General features: G+C 60.6%; 10 protein-coding genes. All 10 read right to left on the bottom strand.

Annotation, left to right across the window (positions count from 1 at the left end; genetic code table 11):
* Window positions 1-263: 263 nt before the first annotated feature.
* Window positions 264-1,928, bottom strand: a complete 1,665-nt coding sequence (gene pgi / locus DBR24_RS03100) for a glucose-6-phosphate isomerase (protein ID WP_128613864.1) — start codon at window positions 1,926-1,928, stop codon at window positions 264-266.
* Window positions 1,929-2,152: 224 nt separating this feature from the next.
* The gene (gene panD, locus DBR24_RS03095) at window positions 2,153-2,533 is read right to left on the bottom strand and encodes an aspartate 1-decarboxylase (RefSeq protein ID WP_123464089.1); all 381 of its coding nucleotides are present in this window, start codon (window positions 2,531-2,533) and stop codon (window positions 2,153-2,155) included.
* Window positions 2,534-2,743: 210 nt separating this feature from the next.
* Entirely contained in the window at window positions 2,744-3,604 is an 861-nt protein-coding gene (gene panC, locus DBR24_RS03090) for a pantoate--beta-alanine ligase (RefSeq protein WP_128613863.1), read from the bottom strand.
* Complete coding sequence (panB, locus tag DBR24_RS03085) at window positions 3,601-4,401, bottom strand: 3-methyl-2-oxobutanoate hydroxymethyltransferase (RefSeq protein ID WP_128613862.1); 801 nt, start codon at window positions 4,399-4,401, stop codon at window positions 3,601-3,603. The genes panC and panB overlap by 4 nt, the downstream gene beginning before the upstream one ends.
* Window positions 4,402-4,712: 311 nt before the next feature.
* Window positions 4,713-5,198 carry a 2-amino-4-hydroxy-6-hydroxymethyldihydropteridine diphosphokinase gene (gene folK, locus DBR24_RS03080; RefSeq protein ID WP_128613861.1) on the bottom strand — a complete coding sequence of 162 codons (486 nt, stop codon included), beginning with the start codon at window positions 5,196-5,198 and terminating at the stop codon, window positions 4,713-4,715.
* A 4-nt stretch (window positions 5,199-5,202) separates the two neighbouring features.
* Window positions 5,203-6,603, bottom strand: a complete 1,401-nt coding sequence (locus tag DBR24_RS03075) for a polynucleotide adenylyltransferase PcnB (RefSeq protein WP_123464097.1) — start codon at window positions 6,601-6,603, stop codon at window positions 5,203-5,205.
* 734 nt (window positions 6,604-7,337) lie between these two features.
* Window positions 7,338-8,774 carry a sigma-54 dependent transcriptional regulator gene (locus tag DBR24_RS03065; RefSeq protein WP_128613859.1) on the bottom strand — a complete coding sequence of 479 codons (1,437 nt, stop codon included), beginning with the start codon at window positions 8,772-8,774 and terminating at the stop codon, window positions 7,338-7,340.
* A gap of 22 nt (window positions 8,775-8,796) precedes the next feature.
* Complete coding sequence (locus tag DBR24_RS03060; RefSeq protein WP_177490416.1) at window positions 8,797-11,751, bottom strand: sensor histidine kinase; 2,955 nt, start codon at window positions 11,749-11,751, stop codon at window positions 8,797-8,799.
* Window positions 11,735-11,911 carry a hypothetical protein gene (locus DBR24_RS03055; RefSeq protein ID WP_003176118.1) on the bottom strand — a complete coding sequence of 59 codons (177 nt, stop codon included), beginning with the start codon at window positions 11,909-11,911 and terminating at the stop codon, window positions 11,735-11,737. Before DBR24_RS03055 ends, DBR24_RS03060 begins: the two co-directional genes overlap by 17 nt.
* Window positions 11,912-11,988: 77 nt before the next feature.
* Window positions 11,989-12,885, bottom strand: a complete 897-nt coding sequence (gene gluQRS / locus DBR24_RS03050) for a tRNA glutamyl-Q(34) synthetase GluQRS (protein ID WP_128613858.1) — start codon at window positions 12,883-12,885, stop codon at window positions 11,989-11,991.
* Window positions 12,886-12,919 lie beyond the last annotated feature (34 nt).

Here is a 12,919-nt window from a genome sequence, read left to right as displayed (position 1 = left end):
GCGGACGGCATCGGCTTTGGGGAACGTGCTGATATCGAACATGACGGTTCCTTATTCTTGTTGTGCACAGGAATAAAGATGCGCCGAGAGGGCCAAGGGTTCAAGCCGCATCAGGAATCTGATGGCTGAAGGGGTCCAAAATAACTGTGGGAGCGAGCTTGCTCGCGAAGGCGTCACGCCAGCCAACAAAGGTGTCGACTGACAGATTGCATTCGCGAGCAAGCTCGCTCCCACAGGGAACAGCGTTGGCCCGAAGGCCTTTATCAGCCGCGGTGACGACCGCGGAAGTAATTGATCAGGCCTTGGGTGGAGGCGTCGTCAGCGGTGGTTTCATCGCTGCCGACCAGACGGTTGTAAACGCCTTTGCCCAGTTCCTTGCCCAGTTCCACACCCCACTGGTCGAAGGCGTTGATGCCCCAGACCACGCTCTGCACGAACACTTTGTGCTCATACATGGCGACCAGCGCGCCGAGACGACGCGGGCTGATGCGTTCGACCACGAGGGTGTTGCTCGGACGGTTGCCCGGGATCACCTTGTGCGGTGCGAGCTTGTGCACCTGCTCTTCGCTCATGCCCTTGTCGCGCAGTTCGGCTTCGGCTTCCGGCAGGGTCTTGCCGAGCATCAGCGCCTGGCTCTGCGACAGGCAGTTGGCGTACAGCCATTGATGGTGGTCGGACACCGGGTTGAAGCTGACGATCGGCACAATGAAGTCGGCCGGAATCAGTTGGGTGCCCTGGTGCAGCAACTGGTGGTAGGCGTGCTGACCGTTGCAGCCGACGCCGCCCCAGATCACTGGACCGGTATCGGTCGAGACCGAGGTGCCGTCCTGACGCACGCTCTTGCCGTTGGACTCCATGTCCAGCTGTTGCAAGTGCTTGGTGATGTTGCGCAGGTAGTGGTCGTACGGCAGGATCGCGTGGCTCTGCGCGCCCCAGAAGTTGCCGTACCACACGCCGAGCAGGGCCAGCAGCACCGGCATGTTCTGTTCGAACGGCGCGGTCTGGAAATGCTGGTCCATGGTGTAGGCACCGGACAGCAGTTCCTTGAAGTTGGACATGCCGATGGCCAGGGCGATCGGTAAGCCGATGGCCGACCACAGCGAGTAACGCCCGCCGACCCAGTCCCACATCGGGAAGATGTTTTCTTCACGGATGCCGAACGCGACCGCCGCGGCGTTGTTGCTCGATACCGCGATGAAGTGACGATACAGCTCGGCTTCCGAACCACCCTGCGCCAGATACCAGGCACGTGCGGCCTGGGCGTTCTTCAGGGTCTCGAGGGTGTTGAAGGATTTCGACGAGACGATGAACAGCGTGGTTTCGGCGCGCAGCTTTTGCGTCAGCTCGTGGAACTCACTGCCGTCGATGTTCGCCAGGTAGTGGCAGCGCACGCCTTTCTGCGCGTAGGACAACAGCGCTTCGGAGACCAGCTCGGGGCCGAGGAACGAACCACCGATGCCGATGTTGACCACGTCGGTGATCGGCTTCTCGGTGTAACCACGCCACAGGCCATCGTGGATGCGGCCGACCAGATCGGTGATCTGGTTCAGCACCTTGTGCACTTCCGGCATCACGTTGACGCCGTTGACCGACAGCTTGTCGCCCACCGGGCGGCGCAGGGCGGTGTGCAGGGCGGGGCGGCCTTCGGAGGCGTTGACGATTTCGCCGTCGAACAGCGCTTTGATCGCGCCCTTCAGATCGACTTCATTGGCCAGGCCCACGAGCAGATTGCGGGTCTCGGCGTTGATCAAATTCTTCGAATAATCGAGAAACAGTCCGCAGCTGCTGAGGGTGAACTGGTTGAAACGCTGCGGATCGGCGTTGAAGGCTTCGCGCATGCTGAAATCCTGCATGGCTTGGCGGTGGTCTTTCAACGCTTGCCAGGCGGGCAGAGCGGTAACGTCATGAGGAGTGCGGTAGTACGCCATCGCTGCGGTTTTCCTTTTTACTTGAACGGCCTTTTGAACACTGAACAGACCGCCACACCCTGTTGAGGCGCGGGGTCAAACTGCGTCGACACGATTTATTGGCGCAGGGCGAATACAGTAAACCTCACGCCGCGATCTGTCTTGACTTTGTCTGACCTGTTTCCGGTACTTTTTTAACATCGGGGTTAGAAACCGTCCGACAAACGGAAGCGGTGCAGTGCCGATCAGGCGACCTGCACCGGAATGGCGTTGCTGGTGTGGCTCAGTTCATTGCCCGGCGCCATGTAGAGCATGCGCGGCTTGAAATGCACCAGTTCCGCTTCGCTGTAGTGCGCGTATGCGCAAATTATCACGCGGTCGCCGACCTTGGCCTTGTGCGCGGCAGCGCCGTTGACCGAGATCATCCGTGAACCCTCTTCGCCACGGATGGCGTAGGTGGTGAAACGCTCGCCGTTGTCGATGTTGTAAATCTGGATCTGCTCGTATTCCCGGATGCCGGACAAGTCCAGCCATTCGCCATCAATGGCGCATGAGCCTTCGTAATCGAGCACCGCGTGAGTGACTTCGGCGCGGTGCAGCTTGGCCTTGAGCATGATGGCGTGCATGAGGGATTTCCCGGCTTGGAATCGAACGGCGGGCAGTGTGCCCGAAGGCTTTGGGGGCGGCAATATGGCTTGAAATGCAATTTTCAGGACGCTGAAAACACTGCAGGAGTGAGCTTGCTGGCGATAACGGACTGACATTCAACAATGATGCTGAATGTCAGGTCCTCATCGCGAGCAGGCTCACTCCTACAGGGGGTATTGCGGTGCTTTTCAGGCCGGGGTATCGAGGTTCAGGTGCAGGTTGTCGATCAACCGTGTGGTGCCGAGGAACGCCGCTGCCAGAATCACCAGATCGCGGTCTTCGGCCGTGGCCGGACGCAAACTCAGGGCGTGGCGGATTTCCAGGTAGTCCGGGCGCAGGCCAGCCGCTTCCAGCTGTTTCAACTGCGCGCTGATCAGCGCCGGGAAATCTCGCTCCCCCTGTTTGATCGACTCGGCCATCGTGCTCAGGGCGCGATAGACCGCCGGTGCCACGGTGCGCTGTTCTTCGCTGAGGAAACCGTTACGCGACGACAGCGCCAGGCCGTCAGCGGCGCGAACGGTCGGCTCGCCGATGATCTGGATCGGCATATTCAGGTCATGCACCAAGGCGCGGATCACCGCCAGTTGCTGGTAATCCTTCTGGCCGAAAATCGCCAGATCCGGCTGGACCATGTTGAACAGCTTGCTGACCACCGTTGCCACACCTTCGAAGTGCCCCGGACGGCTGGCGCCGCACAGGCCTTCGGACAATTGCGGAACGCTGACCCGGGTCTGCCCGGCCATGCCGTCGGGGTACATCTCTTCAACGGTGGGGGCGAACAGCAGGTCGCAACCGGCTTCGAGCAGTTTTTCCTGATCCGCCGCGAGGGTGCGCGGGTATTTGTCGAGGTCTTCGCCAGCGCCGAACTGCAGCGGGTTGACGAAGATGCTCGCGACCACGAAATCCACGCGTTGGGTGGCTTTGGTGATCAGTGCGACGTGGCCGCTGTGCAGGTTGCCCATGGTCGGCACGAAGCCGATGCGCTTGCCTTCACTGCGGGCGCGGGCCACGGCAGCGCGCAGTTCGCGTACGGTTTTTACGGTGTTCATGCAGAGAATCCGTGTTCGATGCCTGGGAACGTGACAGCTTTGACTTCGTTAACGTAAGCCTTCAGGGCTGACTGGATACTGTCCTGACCGTGCATGAAGTTCTTCACGAACTTCGGCACGCGGCCAGTGATCGACAGGCCGAGCATGTCGTGCAGCACCAGAACCTGGCCGTCGGTGGCGTTACCGGCACCGATGCCGATGACCGGGATTTTCACCGCCTGGCTGATCTCGGCGGCCAGTTCGCTTGGCACGCATTCGAGCAGCAACATCGCTGCACCTGCCTGTTCCAGCGAGATCGCGTCGGCACGCATCTGCCGCGCCTGGTTCTCGTTGCGGCCCTGCACTTTATAGCCGCCGAGAATGTTGACCGCTTGCGGGGTCAGGCCCATGTGCGCGCAAACCGGCACACCGCGCTCGGCCAGCAGGCGGATCGACTCGGCCAGCCACAACTGACCTTCGACCTTGACCATGTGCGCGCCGGCCTGCATCAGCATGGCACTGTTGGTCAGGGTCTGTTCGATGGTGGCGTTGGCCATGAAGGGCAGGTCGGCCAGGATCAGCGCGTCGGTGTTGCCGCGTTTGACGCAGGCGGTGTGATAGGCCATTTCTGCGGTGGTCACCGGCAAAGTGCTGTCGTGACCCTGCAGAACCATGCCGAGGGAGTCGCCCACCAGCAGCACTTCGACACCAGCCTCGTTGCAGGCGTGGGCGAAGGTCGCGTCATAGCAGGTCAGCATGGTGATCTTTTCACCTTTCTGCTTGAGGCTCTGGAGCGTGGTCAGGGTGATGGCTGGCATGTAAAAAATCCTCGTTCAGGCGCTCTGGAAACTACTGCGAGTAACGCGCGTGATTCGTCATCTACTCAGGCGCACGGTCTTTTGTCGTGCTTATAAGGCCTGGCTTGCGCCCGTATGTGCCGGGTTGGCGGCAGCGGGACGCCTATAGTCGTGATGAGCCAACCGGAAGTCAATTGTGTGTGTTACCGCATTGTTACGAGGGGAGTGTTACCGGCGTTACTGATGCGATTCAGCGGCGCGGCGGGGCTGATTCGCGGGTTTTTTGTCCGACAATCAATCTGGATAGGGCGAAGGCCTACAAAGGATTTGTGTCAGGCGTGGGGGAGGCGTTCCAGGCCGACGAACGGGCAGGCTGCCAGCAGATCGGAGAGGGTGCGGCCATCGGCCAGGCGCAGATTCTCAGGGGCCAGTTCGGCGAGGGGATAGAGCACGAACGCGCGTTCCTGAATCTGGTAATGCGGGACTTTGAGCCGCGGCTCGTCGATCAGTCGATCGCCGAATAACAGGATGTCCAGATCCAGTGTGCGCGGTCCCCAGCGTTCCAGGCGTTCGCGGCCCTGATCGTTCTCGATCGCTTGCAACGCATCAAGCAGTTCAATCGGCGCAAGCGTGCTGTCGAGGGCCGCGACCGCGTTGGTGTAACGCGGTTGGCCCGGCAGCAGCGAGTCACTCTGATAGAAGGCGGAAACGCCGGCAAGCGTGGTCTGCGGCAATTGCCCCAACGCCTCGACGGCGCTGCGCAATTGTTCGGCCGGGTCAGCGAGGTTGCTGCCCATGCCAATGTAGATGCGTTCCATGCCTTTACTCGCCTGTGGCACTCGAGGCGCCGGCACGTTTGCGCTTGGAACCGCTGCTGCGGCGACGCTTGCGCGGAGCACCGCTGGCGTCATCGCCCTTGCCGCTGAGGTCGCGGATCATGTCGCGACGTTCGCTGTCGTTGGCATCCTGATAGTCAGTCCACCATTCGCCCAGACCGTCAGTTTCCTCGCCGGCGCTTTCACGTAGCAGGAGGAAGTCGTAACCGGCGCGGAAACGCGGGTTGTCCAGCAACAGGTCGGCGCGCTTGCCGCTGCGACGGGGCAGACGCTCCTGCATGTCCCAGATCTCGCGGATCGGCATGGTGAAGCGTTTTGGAATCGCAATGCGCTGGCACTGTTCGGCGATCAGCTCGTGAGCGGCTTCCTGCATCGCCGGAATCGGCGGCATGCCACGCTCTTGCAGACGCAATACACGGGCTGGCAGGGCCGGCCACAACAATGCGGCGAACAGGAACGCCGGGGTCACCGGTTTGTTCTGCTTGATGCGCAGGTCGGTGTTGGTCAGCGCTTCGCTGATCAGCGTGTGGGTGTATTCCGGGTTGTATTCCAGCGCATCGGCACTGGCCGGGAACAGCGGGGCGAACAGTTGCAGATCGACCAGCATCTCGAAGGTGATCGCGCCGTGGCCGGAGAGGAACAGCTTGAGCACTTCCTCGAACAGACGTGCCGACGGAATCTCGCGCAGCATCGGTGCCAGTTCGCGGATCGGCTGCACGGTGTGCTTCTCGATACCGAAGTTGAGCTTGGCGGCGAAACGTACGGCCCGCAGCATGCGCACCGGGTCTTCCTGGTAACGCTGCTTGGGATCGCCGATCAGGCGGATCAGGTGATTGCGGATGTCGTGTACGCCGTTGGCGTAGTCGAGGATGCGCTCGCTGACCGGATCGTAATACAGGGCGTTGATGGTGAAGTCACGGCGTTGCGCGTCTTCTTCCAGGGTTCCGTAGACGTTGTCGCGCAGAATTCGCCCGCTCTCGTTGCGCGAAGACTGGTTGCTGTCTTCGTCGTCTTCGTTGACCGGGTGATTGGCGCGGAAGGTTGCGACTTCAATGATTTCGCGACCGAAATGGATATGCACCAGTTTGAAGCGACGGCCAATGATCCGCGCATTGCGGAATTCGGCACGCACTTGCTCGGGAGTGGCGCTGGTGGCGACGTCGAAATCCTTGGGCGTGATGCCCAGCAGCATGTCACGCACGCAACCGCCGACCAGATAGGCCTGATAACCAGCCCCTTGCAGGCGTTCGACGATATTCACCGCATAGCGGCTGAATTGCGTTTTCTGCAGCGAATGTTGGCCGCTGTTGAGCACTTCAGGGGTGCTACGGATGTGTTGCGTACGACGCACGGGAGTTCGGAATGACTGGAACAGCTTCTTCAGCATGGGATGCACTGTTTGAAGGAATGTTCGGCCATACCAAAGAATGACCGCATGATGGGCGCAGATTCTAGCATTTAGTCAGGGGATGGTGTAGGAGACAGCAGATTTGAGCTGTAAGCCGCAAGCTGCAAGGGGCGAGCAAGGGAAACTGGGAGGATTTTGCCGGAAGGGAGAAACTACAAGGGGAGCCGGAGCTCCCCAAGAAGTAGTTGCGTGCTCTTTTTATTATTGATTCGGGCTTTTTGTTTTTGTTGAGTGCCCTCGTCACGAAGGTTTTCCTTCGTGACCCTCCCAATCGGGAGCCAAGAGCAAACGGATTGCTTTGGTCGCTGAATTGCAGTGATCTCTCGATCCAACCAGTACAGGCTCTGTCTTAGGACAGTTTTTGTTGTTCTCGGCCTGGTCGTGGGGCAAGCCCCAAATACAACGCCTCTCCAAAAGAATCAGTTAGCTGCGCCTCTCGCCGTCTTGTTTTTATTGTGCGTGAGTCGATTCGTCTTATTTTTATTGTCTTGTGCATTGCTTGTTATTGTTCTTGTACCAAACATATAGCAGGTGCCGTGCCAACTTTTGTGAGGCCCAATAAAACAAGGGGTTAGGTCGATATAACCGTTTTCTCGGGGCGAAAAAAAGCCGGGGTTTCGTTACCGATAACCCCGGCTTCTGTTACGTGAAAGGACTGAGGTAACAGTTTTTTCACATCCTCAAGCGTTACCCGCACACTCGACAGGTAACGTTCAGCTCTCGCTGGCGACCCCGGTCTTGCGCCGTGGGATGCCCAGGCGCTGACGGCGCTCCCACAGACACTTGCGGCTGACGCCCAGTTTGCGCGCCAGCTCGGTCTCGGTCATGTGGTCCTGGTGCTCGAGGACGAAGTGCTGGAAGTAGTCCTCCAGTGACAGGTCTTCGGTCGGCTCATGGCTGCTGTTGCTGGCGTTACCCGCCGTCTGCGGCGGCAGTCCGATGAACTCGTCGTCCTCCAGATCACTCAATTCGATGTCGATGCCCAGCAGGTCGGCAGAGATTTCCGGGCTTTCGCTGAGAATCACTGCGCGCTCGACAGCGTTTTCCAGCTCACGCACGTTACCCGGCCACGAATAATGCCGGATGGCCTGTTCGGCATCGGCGGCAAATTTCAGGTCGGTACGATTGATGCGCGCACTTTGGCGAGCGAGGAACGCATTGGCGATTTCGTTGACGTCGGCGCCACGTTCGCGCAGGGCCGGCAGTTTCAGGGCGATTACGTGGAGACGGTAATAAAGGTCTTCACGGAACTGACCGATTTTTGCCAGGCTCTTGAGGTCCCGGTGGGTTGCCGCGATCAGGCGCACATCGACCTTTTGCGATTGCACCGAACCGACCCGGCGTATCTCGCCTTCCTGCAACACGCGCAGCAGACGGGCCTGGGCTTCCAGTGGCAGTTCACCAATTTCATCGAGGAACAACGTGCCGCCGTCCGCCGCTTCGACCAGACCGGCGCGCCCGGCGCTGGCGCCGGTGAACGCGCCTTTCTCGTGGCCGAACAGCTCCGACTCGATCAGGCTTTCCGGAATGGCGGCGCAGTTCACTGAGATCATCGGCGCCTTGGCGCGTTTCGACAGGTTGTGCAGGGCGCGGGCCACCAGTTCCTTACCGGTGCCGGATTCGCCCTGGATCAACACATTGGAATCGGTCGGCGCTACTTTGCGGATCTTGCTGTACAGATCCTGCATCGGTGGGCAGGAACCGATGATGCCGATTTCGCCGTTGCTGTTGTCGACGGCAGATTTGCCGCTGCCATTGGTCGATTTGCTGGCAACCACTGCACCGGCAGCCGGGGCCGACTGGCGATCGCGCAGGATCCGCGCGACTGCCTGGAGCATTTCATCGTGGTCGAAAGGCTTGGCGATGTAGTCCACCGCGCCCATCTTCATCGAGTCGACCGCCGAACGCAGGCTGGCGTAACTGGTCATGATCAGCACCGGGGTGCCTTCGCCGAGCTTGATCAGCTCGGTGCCCGGCGCGCCAGGCAGGCGCAGATCGCTGACGATCAGATCGAACGTAGGAATGGTGAAGCGTTCTTGTGCTTCCTGCACTGAACCGGCCTCGCTGACCTGGTACTGATTACGTTCCAGCAGGCGGCGCAAGGCGGAGCGGATAATTGTTTCGTCTTCGACGATCAAAATGTGCGGCATTGATTCGATACTCTCGACGGTCTCAGTTCACAGCGGACGTCGCTTCGACATGACGCGGTAAGGTCACCCGGATACGGGTGCCGCGTTGGCTTTGTACATCAGCCGGGCTGTCGATGGTGATTTGTCCATAATGCTCTTCAACGATGGAATAGACCAGTGCAAGGCCCAGACCGGTACCTTCACCCGGATCCTTGGTGGTGAAGAAAGGTTCGAACAGTCGGTCCATGATGTTCTTCGGAATACCACTGCCTTCGTCCTCGACGATCAGATCGACCGTGTGTTCGCCGGCTTCGCTCTTGACCCGCACGGCACTGCCCGCAGGCGAGGCGTCACGGGCGTTCGAGAGCAGATTGATCAAGACCTGGGCAAGTCGCTGCGGATCGCCTTCGACCCAGTGGTCCGGATCGCACAGGTTGTAGAACTGCACTTCGAAATTGCGCCGGTTCAGGGCCAGCAGGCCGATTGCATCCTGCGCGACTTCGGCCAGACAGACGGGCTCGTCACTGTGCTGATGGCTGCCGGCATGGGCAAAGCTCATCAACGACTGCACGATGCGCGAGACGCGTTTGGTCTGTTCGAGAATCTGTCCGCTGATCTCGGTCAGCTCGCCATCCTCTTCGCGTTCTTCGCGCAGATTCTGCGCCAGACAGGCGATGCCGGTGATCGGATTGCCGATTTCATGAGCCACACCCGCCGCGAGTCGACCGATGCTCGCCAGGCGTTCGGAGTGCACCAGTTTGTCTTCGAGCATTTGGGTTTCGGTCAAATCTTCAACCAGTAACACCAGGCCGCTGTTACCCGGTGCCAATGGTTCGTCGATCGCTGCTTTGTGCAGGTTCAGCCAGCGGGTCTGGCCATCAAGCGCCAGGTGCTGTTTGTGCAAATGCTCGTCCGGCAGGTCGATGAAGCCTTGCAGCAGGCCTTTCCACGGCTCGCCGATGGTACTCAGGCGCGAGCCGACCACGCGCTGTGCGGCGATGCCCGTCAGCTCTTCCATGGCCTTGTTCCACATCAGGATCTCTTGGTCCTTGGCCAGCGAGCAGACGCCCATCGGCAATTCCTGCAAGGTCTGGCGGTGGTAACGGCGCAGGGCGTCGAGTTCGGCGGCCAGGCCGGTGAGGCGCGAGTGGTAATCCTCGAGGCGGCTTTCGATGAAATGGATGTCTTCGGTCACATAGTTTTCGCCGCCGGCCTTGTACGGCAGGAAGGTTTCCACCATGTCCTGCGCGACGCTCGGCCCCATCAGGCCGGAGAGGTTGGCTTCGATACGGTCGCGCAAACGGCGCAGGGCATACGGACGGCGCTCGTCGAAGGGCAGATAAAGATCGCGCAGCGCCTGTTCGACTTCTTTCTGCGCAGCCTTGGCGCCCAGCGGTTTGGCCAGTTGCGTGGCGAACTCCTGCGGCGAGGCGGCGTGCAGCTCGCGACGTTGCGGGCGACGGACGTTATCCACCGCACAGGCTTCGGCGGCGCTGGCTTCTTCGGGGCTGGCGTTGGTGAACAGCGAGATCAGGGTGAACATCAGCACGTTGGCCGCCAGCGACGCGATGGCCGCCATGTGCCAACTGGTATCGTCGAGCACGTAAATCATGTTCAGCAGCGGGATGTAGAAACCCTGCAGATTGCCGACCAGCGGCAGCAGCATGGTCACGACCCAGACCAGAATCCCCGCCAGCAGACCGGCAATAAAGCCGCGACGATTGGCGGTCGGCCAGTACAGCACCGACAACACCCCAGGCAGGAATTGCAGGGTTGCGACAAACGCGACGATGCCGAGGTTGGCCAGATCCTGTTCGGCGCCGAGCATCAGGTAAAAGCCGAACCCGGCCATGATGATTGCGACGATCAGCGCGCGGCGTGTCCATTTCAGCCAGCGGTAGATGTTGCCTTCGGCCGGTGGCTGGTAGAGCGGCAGCACCAAGTGGTTCAGCGCCATGCCCGACAGCGCCAGCGTCGTGACAATGATCAGGCCGCTGGCCGCCGACAGCCCGCCGACATAGGCGAGTAGCGCCAGCGGTTTGCTGTTGGCGGCGATGCCGACGCCGAGGGTGAAGTATTCCGGATTGGTGGTGGCGCCGAGCTTGAGCCCGGCCCACAGAATCAGCGGCACCGCCAGGCTCATCAGCAGCAGGAACAGTGGCAGGCCCCAACTGGCGCTGACCAGCGAGCGCGGGTTGAGGTTTTCGGTAAAGGTCATGTGATACATGTGCGGCATCACAATCGCCGAGGCGAAGAACACCAGCAGCAGCGTGCGCCACGGGCCTTCCTGCAACGGCGTGTGCAGGGCGGCGAGGGCGGTCTGGTTCTGCAGCAGCCACAGTTCCAGCTGTTGCGGGCCGTCGAATACGCCGTACAGCGCATAGAGGCCGACGCCACCGAGGGCCACCAGTTTAATCACCGATTCGAAGGCGATCGCGAACACCAGACCTTCGTGTTTTTCGCGGGTCGCGATATGCCGCGAGCCGAAGAAAATCGTGAACAGAATGATCAGCGCGCAAAACGCCAGCGCCACGCGGCTCTGGACCGGTTCGCCGGTCAGGATGCCAATGGAGTCGGCCACCGCCTGAATCTGCAGCGCCAGCAGCGGCAGCACGCCGATCAGCATGAAGATCGTGGTCAGCGCGCCGGCCCAGGTGCTGCGAAAGCGGAAGGCAAACAGATCCGCCAGCGACGACAGTTGATAGGTGCGGGTGATTTTCAGGATCGGATAAAGCAGCACCGGCGCCAGCAGAAACGCGCCGGACACCCCGAGATAGCTGGAGAGAAAACCGTAGCCGTACTGATAGGCCAGACCGACCGTGCCGTAAAACGCCCACGCACTGGCGTAGACCCCCAGCGACAGGGTGTACGTCAGCGGGTGGCGAATGATCGCCCGCGGGATCATGCCCCGTTCACTGATCCAGGCCACGCCGAACAGCACCGCCAGGTACGCGGCGCTGATCAGGATCATCTGGGTCAGGCTAAAGCTCATCGGCATCTTTTTGGCTCTGCAGGATGAAGGTCACGACAATCAGGATCAGCCAGAGCAGATAAGGGCGATACCAGGCGCCCGTAGCGTCGATCCACCAATCCATGATGGCGGGAGAAAACAGATAGATCCCGACGACCAAAAGCAGGACCAAGCGATAGATGTACATCCCGGCCTCTCTTTTTTATGCGCGTGCCCGAAAACGTGCGGCGATGGTAACGGATGGCGGCGCGACTGCAAGTGTCGTCATGACAGTTGCGCTTCGGGCAACGTCAGTGTGCGCGGGATCTTCGCGGCATCCCAGTGGACGCGGCCCCAGTCGAGCAATTCCCGTGGCGTGGCATAGGCCAGTTCGGCGCCGGGGGTTTGCCCGAGTGCGCGCAGGGCGCGCAAAAGTAATGGCGTGGCTTGATCGGCCTCAAGCGGCGGCGAGCGGTAGGACTTACCGAGCTTGTTGCCGTCCGGTTGGGTGATCAGGGGCAAGTGCAGGTAACGCGGCTGGCGCAGGCCAAGCAGTTCTTGCAGGTACAACTGGCGCGGCGTCGAGTCGAGCAGGTCGGCGCCCCGGACGATGTCGGTGATGCCTTGCCACGCATCATCCAGCACCACGGCCAGTTGATAAGCGTAGAGGCCGTCACGGCGGCGGATCACGAAATCGCCGACGTCGCGGCCCAGATGCTGGCGGTATTCGCCTTGCACGCGGTCAATGAAGTGGTATTCCAGTTCCGGCACGCGCAGGCGGATCGCCGCGTCTTGCTGATCGTGGCCGGCATTGCGGCACAGGCCCGGATAAATGCCGTTGTACGCTTCGAGCTGTTTGCGCGAGCAGGTGCAGGCGTAAGCGAGGCCGTAATTGAACAGGCTGTTGAGGACCTCCGCGTAGGCCTCGTGGCGATCGCTCTGGCGCACCATGTCGCCGTCCCATTCAAAGCCATAACTTTCCAGCGCTTTGAGGATCGCCCCCTGCGCACCGGGTTCTTCCCGGGGCGGGTCGAGATCTTCCATGCGCACCAGCCAGCGACCATCGACCGAGCGTGCATCGAGATAAGACGCGAGCGCGGCGACCAGCGAACCGAAGTGCAGGTGGCCACTGGGGGTGGGGGCGAAGCGGCCGATGTAGGCGGGGGCGTTTTTGGCAGTCATGGAAACGAAACTACTTATCAGGCTATACGCAGGT

It is taken from the genome of Pseudomonas sp. HMWF006, from assembly GCF_003061205.1.
GTDB classification, from domain to species: Bacteria; Pseudomonadota; Gammaproteobacteria; order Pseudomonadales; family Pseudomonadaceae; genus Aquipseudomonas; species Aquipseudomonas monsensis.
This window is presented reverse-complemented; position numbering and strand designations above follow the sequence as displayed.